The sequence below is a fragment of the Leisingera aquaemixtae genome, from assembly GCF_006740765.1.
Taxonomy (GTDB): Bacteria; Pseudomonadota; Alphaproteobacteria; order Rhodobacterales; family Rhodobacteraceae; genus Leisingera; species Leisingera aquaemixtae.
In genome coordinates this window covers 3,581,134-3,598,796 of record NZ_CP041159.1, presented here as the reverse complement: position 1 = coordinate 3,598,796, position 17,663 = coordinate 3,581,134, and the positions used below count along the sequence as shown (strand labels likewise).

Here is a 17,663-nt window from a genome sequence, read left to right as displayed (position 1 = left end):
CGATCAAGACGGGGATCAGTCGATCCGCAGGTTAACCCGGTCGGAACGCCCCGCGCCATCGACAATCACCAGGGATGAAAAGCCGGGGCCGGGGCTGGGCAGGGCGAACTCGCGGCGGCGCTGGCCGGACAGCACCGGCTGGCCGTTTGCCAGCACCAGGAAGGGCGCGGTGCCGCCGCGGAGTTTGAGCGTGAGGTCCATGCCGTCCAGCGCCAGCCGGGCGCCGTCGGGCGGGAAGATCAGTTCCGGCGCATTTGCAGGCTCTGAGAAGGCGGCGTCGCGGGGGCGGAAGCGCTGCAGCGGCTGCGGCAGCTCGGCGGAGCTGACGATCAGCGTGGCGGGCGGCGGCGGCGGCAGCGGATCGAGCGCGGGTTTCAGGCGGCCGAAAGCCTCGAACAGCACCGGGGCGGCCAGATCGCCGCCGAAGATGCCCGGCACCGGGGTGCCGTCGGCCCGGCCCATCCAGACGCCGACCGCGTGGCGCCCGTCCCAGCCGATCGCCCAGGCATCGCGGTGGCCGTAAGAGGTGCCGGTCTTATAGGCGATGCTGCCTGCGCGCGCGCCAGCGGGAACCGGCAGGCCGCGCAGGATGTCGGCAACCTGCCAGGCGGCCTCGGGCGAGACCAGGCGGCCTGCGGGCTGGGGGGCGTCGCCCTGCATCACGCGCAGCTTCGGCCCCTGCCCGCCTGCGGCCAGCCCGGCATAAAGCTGCACCATGTCCTGCAGGCTGATGCCGAGGCCGCCGAGCGACAGGGCCAGGCCCGGCGTGCCGCCGGGGAGTTCCGGCCGGGCGCCGCTTGCCCGCAACGAGGCCAGCACCCGCGCCGGTCCCAGCTCCTGCGTCAGCTTCACCACGGGGATGTTCAGGGACAGCTGCAGCGCCTCGCGCACGGTTATGTCGCCGCGGAATTCGCCGTCGAAATTCTGCGGCGCGTAGCCTGCGAAATTCACAGGCCCGTCGTGGATCAGGGTTTCCGGGTGCGCCAGCCCCTGGTCGAAGGCGAGGCCGTAGATCAGCGGTTTCAGGGTCGAGCCGGGGGAGCGGATCGCCTGGGTCATGTCGACAAAGCCGCGCCGTTGCGCATCCGAATAGCCCGGGGAGCCGGCCAGCGCCAGCACCTCGCCCGTCTTATGGTCGGCGGCGATGAGGGCGGCGGAGAGGCGGTCCCCGCCCGTGCGCACGGCCTCTGCCAGCAGCGTCTCCATCCGCGCTTGCACCGCGCCGTCGAGGGTCAGGCGCAGCTGGCGCTGGCCGGGGTGCTGCGCCGCCATGCGGTCGGCAAGGTGCGGGGCAAGGCGCGGGAAGGCGGCCATTTGGTGCGGCAGCTGGGCGCGGCGGGCGGCCTCGGCCTGTTCTGCGCTCAGGAGGCCTTGGCGTTCCATGCGCTCCAGCACCCGGTCGCGGGCGGCGCTGGCGGCCTCGGGGAAGCGGTCGGGGCGGCGGCGTTCGGGGGATTGCGGCAGGGCAACCAGCAGGGCGGCCTCTGCCGGGGTGAGGCGTTTCGGTTCCTTGCCGAACCAGCTGTAGGCGGCCGCGCGGATCCCCTCTGCCGCGCCGCCATAGGGGGCGTGGGTCAGGTAGAGGGTGAGGATTTCGTCCTTGCTGAGGCGGCGTTCCAGCGCCAGCGCCACCCGCATCTGGCGCAGCTTGCCGGACCAGCGGCCGGTGGTGCCGTCCTCCAGCAACCGCGCGACCTGCATGGTGAGGGTGGAGCCGCCGGAGACCGTGCGCCCGTTCCACATCGCCTGCCCTGCGGCGCGCAGGAGGGCGATGGGGTCGACGCCCGCGTGCGAGCGGAAGCGCTTGTCCTCGTAGCGCAGGAGCATGGCGAGGAAGCGCGGGTCGACGCCGGCGGGCTGCACGGCGAGGCGCCAGAGGCCGGTGCCGACGGGGTAGGCGCGCAGGAGCTTGCCGTTGCGGTCGAGGACCTCGGTGGAGGTTTCAGTGAGGGTGAGGGGGAGGATTGTGCTGCCGATCCAAGTGTCGAAGCTGCGATAGGCAGAGGACGTCACCGCAACCAGAAGCGCCAAGGCCAAAGCGCTCCGCCTCCACCTCCTGCCTGGCCGATAGGCCGGGCATCGCCCGTCCGCCCCCGTCACGCCAGAGGCGTGCTTGCAGCACGACGGCGGGCGATTCTCGCCCCCCCGCGGACGGGCGCTGCCCTCTGAGCTGTTCAGCCAGCGTTTCACCTGACCTCCACGCGCCCCGTGCCGGTGCGGGCGCGGTAGGCGGGGCGGTACATGTCCTCGACCGAGGCGGCGGGGTGGTGGAACGTGCCGGGCGTCACCGCGCGGACCACATAGGCCAGCGTCACCGGCGCGGCATCGCGCACATTCACCGCCGCCAGGAAGCGGTCGCTGCGGAACTCAGCGTGTTCGGCCTCTGCCGGGTTCAGCCAGTCGAGATCGCGCAAATCGCCGGAGCGCAGCAGGTTGGGGTTGTCGATCTCAAATCCCGCGGGCAGCGGGTCGTTGATCATCAGCCGGGCGCCGGTCTCTTCATGCGGCATCACCCGCAGAACCGCCACGAACCGCGCGCCTGTCTGCACGGACTGCGCGTCCAGCGGCTGGCCCTCCAGCGTGTAGTAGCTGCGCTCGATGGTGTAGCCGAAGCCGCCCGCGGCAGGCGGGACCTCTGGCACGCCAAGGGTGGTGAGGGTGATCTCAGCCGTGCGGCCGCTGGCGGCGGTCAGGGCGAGTTCCGGCATGTCCTGACCGTCTGCGGCCTGCACAAACGGGCCTTTGACGGGCTGGCCGTTGACCAAGAGACCGGCCTCCTCGGGCCGCTGGGTCAGCGCATGGGCGGCCATCAGGGTCCAGGCGGCCTCCTGCGTGGAGCGTTGGCCGCTGGCGTTCGAGATCCGCGCCGACAGGCGGGTCCGGTCCACCGCCTCCGATCCGGCCTCCGCCGCCAGCGCCAGAACGCCTGCGGTGTCGCGCAAGGCGGTGCCGAAGTCGGCGCGCCAGAGGCGGGCTTCGCCCTGCGCTTCGGAACCGGTCATCCGGGCGGCGCGGGCAAACATCCGGTCGGCGCGGCGCTGGTCGCCATAGGCCGCCAGCGCGGCGCCGAGCTGGGCGGCGGCGAGCGGGGTGGCAAAGGCCTCCCCCTTCACATCCGCATAGTAGCGCAAATCGCCCATCTGGGCGGCGCCTTCACGCGCCAGCACCAGGAGGGCATAGGCGATCTCCTCGCCGCCCGTGTCGAAATCGGCGGCGTAGCTGATGCGGTTGCGCAGGTTATCCATCGCCTGGGCGAAGGCTTGCTGCGGCACCTCATACCCTTGCGCGCGGGCGCGGCTGAGGAAGTCGCTGGCGTAGGCATCCAGCCAGAATTCGCCGCTGTCGGCGCGCCACATCCCGAAGGCGCCGCTGGGGGCCTGGCGGGTCAGCACCTGGCGGATGGCGGCGTTAATGCGCGCGTCCACCGCCGGGCCGTTGCCCAGCCCAGCTGCCTGCGCGACGCTGCTGAGGTAGAGGAGCGGCAGCGCCTTGGAGGTCACCTGCTCGGTGCAGCCGTAGGGGTACTGGTCCAGCTCCGCCAGAAGGCCCGGCACGTCGAACTTGGCAAGCGGGCCGGAGGAGATGGTGGCCCGCGCGGTGCCGGGGCGCAGGCCCGCGAAGACGTCCTTGCTGAACAGGAAAGTGTCGCCTGCTGCGAGAGTGAAGCGGCGGGTTTCCGACGTCACCGGATCATTGGCGCGGACCGGCATCCGCAGGTCCTGCCGCAGCTGCTGCCCGTCGGGAGTGGTGAGGGTGAGGGTCAGCGCGTGGTCGCCGACGGTTTCTGCCGTGACCGGCAGGTCCAGCACGGTCTTGCCCTGCTCCTGCAAGGTGACAGCGGCGGGCAGGCTGCCGAGCGTCAGGCCGCCTGCGGTGCTGGCTGTCAGCTTCATCTCACCTGCCGGGCCGTCGGCGTGGACGATTTCGATGCGGGCGCGGCTTTGATCGCCCGGCGCCAGGAAGCGCGGCAGGGCGGCGGTGACTACCACCGGGTCGCGCACCAGCATGTCGGCCTCTGCCTGGCCCACGGCCTTGCCCGACCACGCCACCGCCATCAGCCGCACGGTGCCGTTGAAGGCGGGCAGCGTCAGGGGAAAGTCAGCCTCGCCATTGGCGTCCACTTGCAGCGGGCCGGAGAACAGCGCCACCAGATCCTGGGTTGGGGGCGGCGATTGCATCTTCATGCCGCCGTCCGCATCGCCGCCGGAGCGGATGCGGCCCATGGCGCCGTTGCCGGGATCGATGAGGCGGCCATAGACGTCGCGCAGCTCCATCCCCAGGCGGCGCTGGCCGAAGTAATGCGCGCTGGGATCGGGGCTTTGGAACCCTGTCAGATTGAGGATACCGAGGTCGACGGCGGCGGCGGTGAGCCAGACCTCTTCGCCCTCCGCCGCGCCATCCACACGGATTTTAGCCACTTGCGTGCCGCGCGGGCGGGCCACTTCGGGGACGTCAATCGCGACCTCCAGCTGCTGGCCGGGCTGGGTCACGCTGGCGTGGGCGAGGCCCAGGGCGCGCAGCGGGGTACGACCGCGGTCGCCTGCCACTGGCTGGATGACGGTTGCGGTCACATAGGCGCCGCTGCCCCAGTCCTGTGTCACCTCCAGCGGGATCACGGTTTCGCCGGCGGGGACTTCGACGGCCATGCGGTGGATCAGATGGCTGGAGACCACCGAGACCAGCGCGGTGCCCGCGGCCTGCGGCACGATGCGCAGGCGGGCGGTGTCGCCGGGGGTGTAGCTTTCGCTGTCCAGCGACAGGTCCAGCCGGGCGGGTGTCTCGGTGCTGCCCTCGGGCGCGTACCAGCCGGCATAGAAGTCCAAGGCGGCGGAGGCATATTCGCCGTCGAGGCGCTCCACCACCAGTTCATAGCGGCCCCAGTCGACCGGCTGCGACAATGGCAGGGGATCGCTGCCCAGTTGCGCCTCGCCGGTGGCGATGCGGGTGCGGCGTGTCACCGGCTCCCAGTTCCAGTTGCCGTAGAGCTGGTACCACTGATAGCGCGTCTCGACCCGGTTCAGGGTCCATTTGACGCGCATCGGCATCGGGGTCAGGTCCGGCGACAGGGCAATGAGTTCAAAGCCTGCTTCAGAACCTTCTGCCGCGGCCTCGTCAAACTGCGGCTTGATGCCGAGGACAGGGCCAGCGGGGCGGACGGGCAGGTCCAGGGAGCGCTCCACCGGCCGGGCGGACCCATCCGCGACGCGGGTGGTGAAGGTGGCGAGCAGCGGCTTGCCTTCTGCCGGGGGGACGGCTGGCAGGCTGACGGTGAAGGCCGCGGCGCCGTCAGGGCCGGTTTCCTGGCCGCCGAAGTGTTCGGTCTGGGCCGAAGACGCCTCATCATAGCGGCCAAAACGGAAACCCGGCCATTGTTCCAGGGTATTGGCGGCGGTGAGGCGGACGCTGCCTTCCACCTTCAGGCCCGCGCCCGGCGCGCCGAACAGGTAGTCGGCTTGCAGCGCGATCTGAGCTGTACCGCCGGGCTGGAGGCTTTCTGCATTCGTTACCTGCTGTTCAAAGTCGATGCGCTCCGGCAGGAAATCCTCAACCAGGATTTGGCGGCTGGCGAGCGCGGGGGCCTTGAGGTCGCTTTTGATCTCGATCCGCCAGGTGCCGCGCGGGGCGGCCGGGCCGGTGGGCAGCGCAAAGACATGGCCGCCCTGATGGCCTGCGGCGGAGGTCTGGCGGGTGTATTCCACCCCGTCCGGGCGCAGCAAGATCGCGGTGAGCGGCAGGCCGTCGATGGCTTTCGCCTGGCTGTCGCGGGCCAGCGCGGTCACATGCACGGTTTCGCCTGCGCGGAAGGCGCCGCGGGTGGTGGCGAGGAAGACATCCACCGGCCCCGGCGCGGGGCGGCCGGCCACACCGCGGTCAGAAAGGTCAAAGGCGGCATCGTTCAGGGGCAGGAAGGTGAAGTCGCCCTCCCCCGCGCGCGCGGTGATCAACGCGGGTGCCGCGCCGCCGGTGCCGCGGGTGAGGCCGGGGGCGAAATGCACATAGCCGCTGGCGTCGCTGGCTGCTGTCGCCAGAACCTCGTTGGCGGAGGAGATCAGGCTGACCTCGGCGCCGGCGTGCGGCTTGGCGTCCGCCAGGCCCTGCACCTGAACATGCAGGCCGTCGCTGCCGGACATGGTGGAGAGGCCCAGGGAAGTCAGCACAAACCACTGGGTGGCACCGGCGTCTTCATAAGGATCGGCACCCGGCACCCGGGCGGTAAGGGCATAAAGGCCCGGTTTCGCGCCCGTTAGAGCCTGATCCAGCGGCAGGCGGCTGGTCATCGCCTGATTGAGCGCGGTGTCCACTTCGGCGCTGCCGGTCCAGATTTCCTCGGCAATGTCCGCGGCGAAATGCTTGTCCTCCCACTGTGAGAGCGGCTTGGCAAAGTAGCCCTCCTGCAGGGTACGCAGCACGTTGCGGCTGCTGACCCGGCGCAGGCGCAGGTCGAGTTCCGTGAGGTTCACGGTTTCCACTGGCAGCGCCGCCAAGCCGCCGGCCGGCAGCACATAGGCACGGCCCGGGAAGCGGACCTGCGGGGCGCGGTCGCGCACGTAATGGGTCAGCTCCACGTCCTTATACAGCTGCTCGCCGCTGGCCGCGGGCAGGCCGCGGCGCAGGGTCAGGCGGTAGCGCTTGCCGTGCTCTGCACCGTCGAGGCACAGCTGGCGGCCCTGCACGGTGACGGCCAGGCTGGCCTCGGCCATGCGGACGTAGTTTTCGTAATCGGTTCCGGCCTGTTCCAGATCCTCCGAGAATTCGGCGCAGATGCGCGGCGCGGCGCTGTCGCTTTCAACGGTGCTGGCCAGCACGCGGAAGCCGTGTTTGGCAATCGCATCCTCCAGCCGGGCGGCGCGGGCCTCATCCGGGGCGATGTCCTGCGCCAGCCGCAACAGCGGCAGCATGGCACGGCCCCTGCCCTGCAGCTGCTGCGCCTCGGCTGCTGCCGCCAGCGCCTGGGCCTGCGCCGCCGGGTCCGCGGCCCGCAGATAGCCGTTCAGCGCGGCATGATAGGCCTGCGCGCGGTAGCGGTTCTGCTGGCTGCGGCTGCTGCTGTCCTTGGCCGCGCGCAGCAGATACGCGGAAAACTGCGTCCAGTCCGCGGCCGCGTCTTCCAGCACCACCGCTTGCGCCATCCAGCGCAGGGCAGCCGGGGAATCACCGTCCCGCAACAGGCTGCGGGCGGCGGCGCGGGCCTCTGCCGGGGCATTTGCGGCCAGCGGATAGTCCAGCCCCAGGGTGCGCGCCAAGGCGGCGGCGTCCTGCAACTCCTGCGCGGGCAGGAAATCCAGCCGCGCCGCGCGCGCCGCAGCCGCTGCAGCCAGACCCGGGGCGGCGGGCTGCTTCACGGCAGAGAGGGCGCCTGCGTAGGGGCTGGATTGCGCCAGCGCCGATTTGGGGAAACAGGCATTGGCGCGCTGGTTGAAAACAAAGCCTGCGCAATCCGCCTGCGCGGAGCAGGCGCGGGCGCAGGACTGCACGTCTGTGCCGTACAGAGGCTGCAGGTCGGAGCCGAAGAAATCCGTGTCCGCATAAGAGCGGTAACGGTAATCGGGCACCTCCGGTCCGGCCCAAGCCGAAGGTAAAAACGCAATAAAAGCAATAAAGTAAAATAAGGCAGAAGCAAACAGACGCGGCATGGCACCCTCCAATACTGGGGACAGGCTGGCACGGGCTTAACGTCATAGCAAGATTCCTCCGCGTAACACATGAGGGGCAGCCCTGCGGCCGCCTGTGCGGGAATTTGCCGCGCGTTGTATGTTTTGATGCATTGCCGGAGTTTGCAGGGATGAGCCTTGCCGACAAATTATCGGAAGAAAGGCGGGCCCGGCTGGCCGCCGAGCGGCTGCTTGAGCTGAAGCAGGCGGAGCTGTCTGCTGCCAACCGCAAACTTGGCCGCCACGCGCTGGCATTGACCAAGCAGATCGGCCAGACCCAGGCGGAAGTCGCCACCGTGCGCGACGAAAACGCCAAGGTGAAATCCGATCTCCACACCGCCAACGAGAAAATCGAAACCGCAGAGCGGCGCCTGTGGCATTCGATCCAGGCGTTTCAGGACGGGTTTGCCTTTTTCGACACTGACAGCAACCTCATTGGCGCCAACACCGCCTATCTCAACATCTTCGACGGTCTGGAGGAGGTGGCGCCCGGCATCTCCTACATGCGCATCCTGCAGCTGCTGACCGACGAGGGGCTGATCAACACCGGCGGCATGGCCCCGGATGCCTGGCGGGCGATGATGAACGAACGCTGGCTCTCCCCCGCGCCGGAACCGGTGGTGGTCCAGCTTTGGGATGAGCGGTACCTGCGCCTGATCGACCAGCGCGGCCATGACGGCGACATGGTGACCCTGGCGCTCGATATCACGTCGACCGTGCGCTATGAGGAGGAGCTGCGCGCCGCCCGCGCCCGGGCCGAGGCCGCCAACCGCGCCAAATCGGCCTTCCTCGCCAATATGAGCCATGAGATCCGCACGCCGATGAACGGGGTGGTGGGCATGGCGGAACTGCTGTGCGACACCGAGCTGGACGAGGAGCAGCGGCTGTATGCCAGCACCATCAAGAATTCGGGCGAGGCGCTGCTGGTCATCATCAATGACGTGCTCGACTACTCCAAGATCGAAGCCGACAAGCTGGAGCTGCATCCCGAGCCCTTTGACCTGGAGCGCAGCCTGCATGAGGTGGTGATGCTGCTGCAGCCCACCGCCCGGGACAAGGGGATTGCGCTGCTGGTCGATTACGACCTGTTCCTGCCGACCCGCTTTACCGGCGATCCGGGCCGGATCCGGCAGGTGCTGACCAACCTGGCCGGCAATGCGGTGAAGTTCACCAAGGAGGGGCATGTGACGCTGCGGGTGACCGGCATCACCTCTCCCGACGACAAGCAATGCGCGGTGCATGTCAATATCGAGGACACCGGCATCGGCATCCCGGAGGAGAAGATCAGCCACATCTTCGGCGAGTTCAACCAGGTCGAGGACGAGCGCAACCGCCAGTTCGAAGGCACCGGCCTGGGGCTGGCGATCTCCAAGCGGCTGATCGAGATGATGGGCGGCGAGATCTGGGTCGACAGCGAGGAAGGCAAGGGCTCCTGCTTTGGCTTCCGCCTGCCGCTGCCGGTGGAAGCCGGCCCCGAGGCGGCGGTTCAGGCGCTGCCCAGCACCCTGCGCCACGTGCTGCTGGTGGATGACATGCCGCTGAACTGCGAGATCCTGCAGAAGCATCTGCTGATGCTGGGCATCCAGGTCACCACCGCCGGCACCGCCGCTGCTGCGCTGGCGGCGATGCAGGACGGGATCGACCTGGTCATCAGCGGCCACAACCTGCCGGTGCTGGACGGTGTGAAGCTGGCCCGGAACCTCAGGTCCGGGCCGTGGAGCGGGGTGCCGGTGCTGCTGCTGAACTCCAGCCCGCAGGCGGCCAATGATCCGGAAATCCGCCAGCTGGTGAACGGCGTGCTGCAGAACCCGGTGCCGCGCGGCGAGCTGTTCCGCCAGCTGGCGCGCCTGGCCGGCCCCGGCAGGCCCGCCGCGGTGCAGGCGGCCCCTGTCGCGAAGCCGGAGCCTGCCGCCGCCGCCATTCCGCTGGCCGCGCCGCCGGAACCGCCCGCGGCGCCGGCCTCCCCCGAAGCCCGGCGGATGCGGGTGCTGGCGGCAGAGGACAACAAGACCAACCAGCTGGTGTTCCGCAAGATGGTGAAGGAGCTGGACATCGACCTGAAATTCGCCGGCAACGGCCTGGAGGCGGTCGACGCCTACAGCAGCTTTGAGCCGGATCTGATCTTCATGGACATCTCGATGCCCAAGATGGACGGCAAGGAAGCCACCGCCGAGATCCGCAAGATCGAGGCCGGAACCGGCCGTCACGTGCCGGTGGTGGCGCTGACGGCGCATGCCATGGCGGGCGATTCCGAGGGCATTCTGGCGGCCGGGCTGGACCATTACCTGACCAAGCCGCTGCGCAAGGCGCTGATCCACGAGAAGATCCGCGATTTCGCCCCGGCCGGCACAAGGCCGCTGGACCCCGGCAGCCCGCCCGCCGTCTCCGCCGCCGGAGCCTGACCGGCGTCCCGATTGCGTCTGCGCCGGGCTGCGCGCAGCTGGGATAACCGGCCTTCGGGAGCCGCGGCAGTGCCGTGCCCTGGCCCGGCCGCCGGACCAGCCGGTCAGGCGGAAGCCGGTGAGATGAAGGCCAGTCATGCCGAGGCCGGTCAGACGCAGGCCAGATATGCAGAAGCCAGTCAGGCTTCGGGCAGTCAGACGGAGACCGCTCAGGTGGAAGCTGCTCAAGCTGAAGGTGCTCAGCCCGGGCTGCAGCCTGCGCCGGGCAGGATTGCAGCCGCCAGGCCCTCCCGCGCCCGCGGGCGCACCGGCTGCGCCGGAACGCCCTCTGTGCGGCCTTGGGCCCGGCAGCGCGCGTGCCGCGCGCTGCCGGGCCCAACCGGGACGGTGCATTCTTTGAATGTGCCGGAGCGGGCGGGAGCTGCCCTCTTTTATGTCAAGTTCAGGTCAAGCCTTGCGCAGGAAGACGGGCTTGTCCGGCTCCGACATCTGCGGCTGATAGGCATAGCCGCCGGCGTCAAAGTCCTTGAGGCTCCGTGCATCCGTCAGCCGGTGCTGGATGATATACCGCGCCATCGCGCCGCGGGCGCGTTTGGCGTAGAAGCTCACCACCTTGGGGGTGCCGTTCTTGTCTTCCATGAAGACCGGCGTGATCACCCGCGGCTTCAGCGCCGCCAGATCGACCGCGCCGAAGTATTCCTGGCTGGCGCAGTTCACCAGCACCTGCGCGCCCACCGCGTCTGCCTGTTCATTCAGTGCTTCCGAAATCCGGCTGCCCCAGAAGTCGTAGAGGTTCTTGCCGCGCGGGGTTTTCAGGCGCGAGCCCATTTCCAGCCGGTACGGCTGCATCGCGTCCAAGGGCCGCAGCACGCCGTACAGGCCGGACAGGATGCGGAAATGCTCCTGCGCCCAAGCCATTTCCTCAGGCTCCAGCGAGACGGCCTCCAGCCCCTGATAGGTGTCACCGGCAAAGGCCAGCGCCGCCGGGCGGGTGGCGTCTGTCTTGGGGTCGGCGGCAAACTCCTGGAACCGCGCATAATTCAGCTTCGCCAGATCCTCGCTGATTTGCATCAGCTTCATCAGATCCGCCACCGATTGGCCGCGGGCCACCTCTGCCAGCGCCACCGCATCGTCATGCAGCGCGGGCCAGGTCATCTCCTGCTCCCGTTCCGCCCAGTCCAGCTTCTTGGCCGGAGAGGTCACTACCAGCATATCTGCCCCCAAATTTTCCTAGCCCGGTTTCTTGGCGCGACCCTAGCCCGCGCCGCGCAAGACGTCCAGAAACGCCGCTGCGAAACGTTCGGCGCGGCGCTCCCCCAGCAGTTTGGTGACGCCGGTCTCGTCCTCCGGGCGCATCTGCGCCACTTTGGCCAGGAGCGACGCAGAACAGGTGAGCGGTTTCAGCGTGCCGCACGCGCCGCGCGCCAGCTGCGCCTGCACTTCCAGCAGCGAATCGTAGACAGAGCCGGACTCCCGCCCCGCCAGCTTGCGCCGCGCGGGATGCAGCTGCTCCGCCGCGCCGGTGATCACCCCCAGGAAGTCGTCGCCGTAGCGTTCCAGCTTCTTGGCGCCGACGCCATTGATGCGGGCCATCTGGTCCAGCGTTTCCGGGCGCATCTCTGCCATCTCGATCAGGGTGCGGTCGGGGAAGATCACATAGGCCGGCACTTTCTGCGCCTCGGCCAGGGCGCGGCGCTTTGCCTTCAAGGCCGACAGCAGCGGCGCGTCCTCCTCGGAGACCAGCGCCTTCACTGCCGGGCGGCGGTCTGCGGATGTGATGGTGTCGCGGCGCAGCTCAATGGTTTGCTCGCCGCGCAGGATCGGCAGCGCGGCTTCGGTAAAGCGCAGGGCGCCGTGGCGTTCGGGGTCGGGGCGCAAGAGGTCGTGGCCCATCATCTGCCGGAACACCGCCTGCCACTGGCGCTTGCCGAATTCCTTGCCGCAGCCATAGACCGACAGCTCATCATGGCGCTTGGCGCGGATGCGCTCGTTGTCGGCCCCCAGCAGAATGTCGATCAGATGGCCGGAGCCGAACCATTCCTCGGTCCTGAGCACCGCTGACAGCGCCTTCCTCACCACGGTGGTGCCGTCGAACACATCCGCTGGCGTGTCGCAGAGGTCGCAGTTGCCGCAAGGCTCTGCCGCCTCGCCAAAATAGCCCAGCAGTTTCTGGCGGCGGCAATGCAGCGCCTCGGCGAGGCCAAGGAGAGCGTTCAGGCGGGCGTGGTCGGCGGCGCGGCGTTCGGGCGGGGCGAGGCCCTCGTCGATCTGCGAGCGGCGCAGGCGGATGTCGTCGGGGCCGAACAGGGTGAGGGTTTCGGCTGGCGCGCCGTCGCGGCCGGCGCGGCCGATTTCCTGGTAGTAGGCTTCGATGCTTTTCGGCAGGTCGGCGTGGGCGACCCAGCGGATGTCGGGCTTGTCGATGCCCATGCCAAAGGCGACGGTGGCAACCACGATCAGCCCGTCCTCGCGGGCGAAGCGGGTTTCGACGATGCGGCGGTCCTCGGCCTCCATGCCGCCGTGGTAGAAACAGGCGCTGTGGCCTGCGTCGCGCAGAGCGGCGGACAGCGCTTCGGTCTTGGCGCGGGTGCCGCAGTAGACAATGCCGGATTGCCCCTTGCGGGCGGCGGCGAACTCCAGGATCTGGCGGCGGGGGCTGTCCTTTGCGCCAAAGGCCAGGTGGATGTTGGGCCGGTCGAAACCGCGCAGGAAGCTGCGGGGGGCCTCGCCGTCGAACAGTTTCTGGACGATTTCTTCCTGGGTTTCCTGGTCGGCGGTGGCGGTGAAGGCGGCCAGCGGCACGTCCAGGGCGCGGCGCAGCTCGCCGATGCGCAGGTAGTCGGGGCGGAAGTCGTGGCCCCACTGGCTGACGCAATGCGCCTCGTCCACCGCGATCAGGCTGACGCCGATGCGGCGCAGCATCCCCATCGCGGCACCTGAGGCGAGGCGTTCGGGCGCCATGTAGAGGAGCTTGAGCCGCCCGGCCTCAATCGCCTGCCAGACCATTTCGGTCTCTTCATCGGTATTGCCGGAGGTGAGCGCGCCTGCTGTGACGCCGGCCTCCTGCAGGGCGCGGACCTGGTCGCGCATCAGGGCAATGAGGGGGGAGATCACCACGGTGATGCCGTCGCGCAGCAGCGCGGGCAGCTGGTAGCACAGCGACTTGCCGCCGCCGGTGGGCATGATCGCCAGCACGTTTTCCCCGGCGGTTACTGCGTCGACGATCTCTTCCTGGCCGGGGCGGAAGGCGTCGAAGCCGAAGATCTCGCGCAGGATCGGGGACGCGCCAGGGAGTTCTGCCGGGGATGCCGGGGCTGTCATGGGGGCGAAGGGCCTTGTTGTGGTGGTCTGCTCTTACTTGGCAGGCACAATCCCACAGGAGGCATGGGGCGGCAAGGGGGGCTTAGGCCAGCAGTGGGAATGCCCGGCGGTGCCGCCGGGCGAAACACTTTCAAGCTGGTTCAGTAAAACGCCGCCATGTTGTTCATCAGGATGATGCGCAGCGCGTAGACCGCGACCAGCACCACCAGCGGCGCCAGATCCAACCCGCCCATGTTCGGGATCACCCGGCGCACCGGGGCGTAAAGCGGTTCCAGAATCCGGTTCAGCCCGTACCAGATCTGCGCCACCAGCTGCTGGTGCAGGTTCAGCACCTGGAAGTTGATCAGCCAGCTCATGATCACATGGGCAATGATGAAGAACCAGACGATGTCCAGGATCAGCATCAGGATTTGGAACAGCGAGACCATCTGTATTTCCCTTTTTCGAACAGCCACACAGGTAAGCAGCCGGCGGGAAATACGCAAGGCTTCCGCGAGGTTGCGGTTGACGCGCTGTAAACGGGTGGCATCACGGGCACATGCGAAACAGGAGCGCCGTGCGATGTACCCGATTTTCCGCCTGATCAAGGATACCGTTCTGGCCAGCCGGATGGAGCGGCTGCCGATCACCGGCCTGCATGTGTCCAGCCACATCTGCTGGCCCTGGGATCTGGACATGTGGATGGAGCTGAACAACGGCCGCACAATGACCCTGTACGACCTGGGCCGCACCATGCTGGCGCAGCGGGTCGGGCTGATCCGCTGCCTGCGCGAGAACCGCTGGGGGCTGACGGTGGCCGGGTCCTCGGTGCGCTACCGCCGCCGCATCCGCGGCTTCGAGAAGTTCGAGATGCGCAGCCGCACCGCGGGCTGGGATGATAAATTCATCTATGTCGAGCAATCCATGTGGAAGAAAAACGGCGACTGCGCCAGCCATGTGATGCTGCGCACCGCGGTGACGGACAAAAACGGCATCGTGCCGCCCGCCAGGGTGCTGGCGGCGCTGGGGCAGACTGCGGAAACCTCGCCCGAGCTGCCAGCCTGGATCAAGGACTGGTGCCAAGCGGATGCGGGCCGCCCCTGGCCGCCGATGCAGGACGGGCTTGCCTAGGCCCCTGCCCGCCTGTCATACCTGAAGGCAACAATAAAAAGAGGCCGGGTATGCAGCAGGTGTCCACGCGCAAGCGGATCTGGGGGTGGTGGTTCTTCGATTGGGCCAGCCAGCCGTATCAGACGCTGCTGGTCACCTTCATCTTCAGCCCGTTCTTTGCCGCCGTGGCCGCCGAGCACTTCATGGGCCAGGGGCTGGACGGCGAGGCCGCCAAGGCGCAGGCGCAGACCGTCTGGTCGATGTGCCTGACCGTGACCGGGCTGATCATCGGCTTCGGGGCGCCGTTCCTGGGCGCGCTGGCGGATATCACCGGGCGGCGCCTGCCCTGGATCATGGTGTTTTCGCTGATGTATCTGATCGGCGCCTGGGGCCTTTGGTACATGGATCCCGCGGGCAGCAACCTGTGGTGGATGCTGGTCAGCTTCGGCTTTGGCTTCATCGGCGCCGAGTTTGCCCTGATCTTTGTCAACGCCCAGCTGCCGACGCTGGCCAGCCGCGAGGATGTCGGCGCCATTTCCGGCTCCGGCTTTGCCTTTGGCTACCTGGGCGGGGTGATCGCGCTGTTCATCATGCTGCTTTTGTTCGTCGAGCAGGGCAGCGGCAAGACCCTGATCGGCCTCAGCCCGGCCCTGGGCCTGGATGCGGCTTCGCGGGAGGGCACCCGCGCTGCCGGGCCGTTTACCGCGGTCTGGTTTGCCGTCTTCATGATCCCCTATTTCCTGTGGGTGAAGGACCGCGGCGCGACCGGGCGCAAGGCGACGCTGGGCAAGGCCTGGCAGATGGTGGTCAAGCTGGTCGCCGGCCTGCGCCGCCGGCTGAGCCTGGCGAGCTACCTTGGCTCCTCGATGCTGTACCGCGATGCGCTGAACGGGCTTTACGGCTTTGGCGGCGTCTACGCCAAGCTGGTGCTGGGCTGGGAGATCACCCAGATCGGCATCTTCGGGATTGTCGCCGCCCTCGCCGCCACCCTGTTCAGCTGGCTGGGCGGCAAGGCGGACCGGCGGTTCGGGCCGAAGCCGGTGATCATCGCCGCGATCCTGGTGCTGTCGCTGGTCTGCCTGATCATCGTCAGCATGTCGCGCACCCAGTTTTTCGGCGTCGCGCTGGCAGAAGGCTCCACCCTGCCGGACACGGTGTTCTTCGGCTGCGGCGTGCTGATCGGCGGCTTTGGCGGCATCCTGCAGGCCGCCAGCCGCAGCCTGATGGTGCGCCACACCAGCCCCAGGGACGCGACCGAAAGCTTTGGCCTTTACGGCCTGTCGGGACGGGCCACAGCGTTTCTAGCGCCCGCACTGATCGGCCTGGCGACCACGCTGACCGGCAGCGCCCGGCTGGGGATCACCCCGGTCATCGGGCTGTTTCTGATCGGATTGATACTGTTATTCTGGGTTCAAGGAGAAGGAGATCAGGGTTGAGACTGTTATTTGCCATATGTTTAGCGGTTGCTGGTTTACTCAGTCCGGCAAGCGCGCAGACCCCCGCCAAAGCCCTGTTCGGGGCCAAACCCGTTGCCTCCCCGCACCGTCCGGCCCCCTTCGGCTCTTACGCCAAGGGCTGTGTTGCCGGCGCCGAGCAGCTGCCGGAAACCGGCCCCACCTGGCAGGCCATGCGGCTGAGCCGCAACCGCAACTGGGGGCACCCGGCAGCGATTGATTTCGTCAAGGACCTGAGCCGCGTGGCTGCGAAACAGCGCGGCTGGAAGGGGCTTTATATCGGCGACATCAGCCAGCCGCGGGGCGGGCCGATGCTGTCGGGCCATCGCAGCCACCAGATCGGCCTGGACATCGACATCTGGATGCGCCCGCCCGACCGGCTGAACCTGAGCCGCAGCGCGCGCGAGAACATCTCCTCGATCTCGATGCGCCGGGCCAATGGCGCCTATGTGAACGCCAGCTGGACGCGGGCGCATCACGAGATCCTGAAGGCGGCCGCCAAGGACAAGCGGGTGGCGCGGATTTTCGTCTTTCCAGGCGCCAAGGTGCAGATGTGCAACGACGAAAAGGGCGACCGCCGCTGGCTGCGCAAGATCCGGCCCTGGTGGGGGCACCATTACCATTTTCACGTGCGGCTGAACTGCCCCCGCGGCGCCCGCGGCTGTGTCGATCAGGCGGCTCCGCCCAAGGGCGACGGCTGCGCCGATGCGCAGCAGTGGGTCAGCAACATCCTGAACCCGCAGCCGCCGAAACCGGTTGACCCGAACGCGCCAAAGCCTAAACCTCGGCGGGACTACACCCTTTCGGACCTGCCTCAGCAATGCGCCGCCGTTCTGCACTCAAACTGATCCTGGCATTTACCGCCGCCGCCGGGCTGGCGGCGGCGGCTTTTGCGGCCAGCCGCCCGGCCGCTGCCGTGACCGCCAAGGCGCAGTATCTGGGCAGCTATACCTGGAACCTGAAACAGCCCTGGTTCGGTGGCTTCTCCGCGCTGAAGATCAGCGCAGGCGGAAGCGAAATGACGGTGCTCAGCGACCGGGCCACGCTGGTGACAACCAGCATCCGGCGCAAGAAGGGGCAGATCTCCGGCGTGACCGCCCGCACCGCGCACGGGCTTCGCGCCTCCACCGGCAAGATGCTGAGCGGCTTTGCCGGCGACAGCGAGGGCCTGGCCATCGCGGCGGACGGCAGCCGTTACATCTCCTTTGAGGGCGCGGCGCGGGTCGCCCGCTACCGCCACGCGCAAGGCCGCGCCAAGGTGCTGCCGCGGCCCGCGGCGTTCCGCAAGCTGCCGGTCAACAAGTCGCTGGAAACGCTGGCGATCGATGCCCGCGGCGATCTCTACACGCTGCCGGAACAGGCCTTTGACCAGAACGGGCAGATCCCGGTCTGGCGCTGGAACGGCCGCCGCTGGTCGCGCCCCTTCAGCCTGCCGCCTTCAGGCAGCTTCCTGCCGGTGGATGCCGATTTCGGGCCTGACGGGCGCTTTTACCTGCTGGAGCGGGACCTGACCTTTCTGGGCTTCCGCAGCCGCCTGCGCCGCTGGGACATGACCGCTGGCGGGCCGGTGAACGAGACGGTCCTGCTGCAGACCGGCCCCGGCACCCACGACAATCTTGAGGGCCTGTCGGTCTGGACCGATGACACCGGGCGGCTGCGCGCCACCATGGTGTCCGACGACAATTTCCTGCCGCTGCAGCGGACGGAACTGGTGGAATACGCTCTGCCCCGCTGATCTGCGCCCT

At 68.4% G+C, this 17,663-nt stretch carries 10 protein-coding genes; 5 read left to right on the top strand and 5 right to left on the bottom strand.

Annotated elements, in window-relative coordinates; genetic code table 11:
* Positions 1–15: 15 nt before the first annotated feature.
* Positions 16–2,037 carry a penicillin-binding protein 1C gene (gene pbpC, locus R2C4_RS19295; protein ID WP_141891853.1) on the bottom strand — a complete coding sequence of 674 codons (2,022 nt, stop codon included), beginning with the start codon at positions 2,035–2,037 and terminating at the stop codon, positions 16–18.
* A 149-nt stretch (positions 2,038–2,186) separates the two neighbouring features.
* Positions 2,187–7,634: an alpha-2-macroglobulin family protein gene (locus R2C4_RS19290; RefSeq protein ID WP_208764510.1), complete on the bottom strand. Its 5,448-nt coding sequence runs from the start codon at positions 7,632–7,634 to the stop codon at positions 2,187–2,189.
* Positions 7,635–7,783: 149 nt separating this feature from the next.
* Between R2C4_RS19290 and R2C4_RS19285 the strand changes: the two genes are divergently transcribed.
* A complete protein-coding gene (locus tag R2C4_RS19285) occupies positions 7,784–10,054 on the top strand; it encodes a response regulator (RefSeq protein WP_141891851.1) in 2,271 nt (756 codons plus the stop codon).
* Between the two features lie 447 nt (positions 10,055–10,501).
* Here the strand turns inward: R2C4_RS19285 and yaaA are convergent, their stop codons facing one another.
* From yaaA to R2C4_RS19270, 3 genes are all read right to left on the bottom strand, one after another.
* Positions 10,502–11,266 carry a peroxide stress protein YaaA gene (gene yaaA / locus R2C4_RS19280; RefSeq protein ID WP_141891850.1) on the bottom strand — a complete coding sequence of 255 codons (765 nt, stop codon included), beginning with the start codon at positions 11,264–11,266 and terminating at the stop codon, positions 10,502–10,504.
* Positions 11,267–11,308: 42 nt separating this feature from the next.
* Positions 11,309–13,375 carry a DNA helicase RecQ gene (recQ, locus tag R2C4_RS19275; protein WP_141891849.1) on the bottom strand — a complete coding sequence of 689 codons (2,067 nt, stop codon included), beginning with the start codon at positions 13,373–13,375 and terminating at the stop codon, positions 11,309–11,311.
* 140 nt (positions 13,376–13,515) lie between these two features.
* Positions 13,516–13,803, bottom strand: a complete 288-nt coding sequence (locus R2C4_RS19270) for a YggT family protein (protein WP_008553493.1) — start codon at positions 13,801–13,803, stop codon at positions 13,516–13,518.
* 133 nt (positions 13,804–13,936) lie between these two features.
* On the opposite strand from R2C4_RS19270, the gene R2C4_RS19265 reads away from it, so the two are divergent.
* From R2C4_RS19265 to R2C4_RS19250, 4 genes are read left to right on the top strand one after another with little or no spacing between them, the layout of a single operon-like run.
* A complete protein-coding gene (locus tag R2C4_RS19265) occupies positions 13,937–14,485 on the top strand; it encodes an acyl-CoA thioesterase (protein WP_141891848.1) in 549 nt (182 codons plus the stop codon).
* 50 nt (positions 14,486–14,535) lie between these two features.
* The gene (locus tag R2C4_RS19260; RefSeq protein ID WP_141891847.1) at positions 14,536–15,900 is read left to right on the top strand and encodes an MFS transporter; all 1,365 of its coding nucleotides are present in this window, start codon (positions 14,536–14,538) and stop codon (positions 15,898–15,900) included.
* Positions 15,897–16,766: a penicillin-insensitive murein endopeptidase gene (gene mepA, locus R2C4_RS19255; RefSeq protein ID WP_141891846.1), complete on the top strand. Its 870-nt coding sequence runs from the start codon at positions 15,897–15,899 to the stop codon at positions 16,764–16,766. The genes R2C4_RS19260 and mepA overlap by 4 nt, the downstream gene beginning before the upstream one ends.
* On the top strand, positions 16,739–17,653 hold the full coding sequence (locus R2C4_RS19250; protein ID WP_141891845.1) for an esterase-like activity of phytase family protein: 915 nt from the start codon (positions 16,739–16,741) through the stop codon (positions 17,651–17,653). The genes mepA and R2C4_RS19250 overlap by 28 nt, the downstream gene beginning before the upstream one ends.
* The last annotated feature ends 10 nt before the right edge of the window (positions 17,654–17,663 follow it).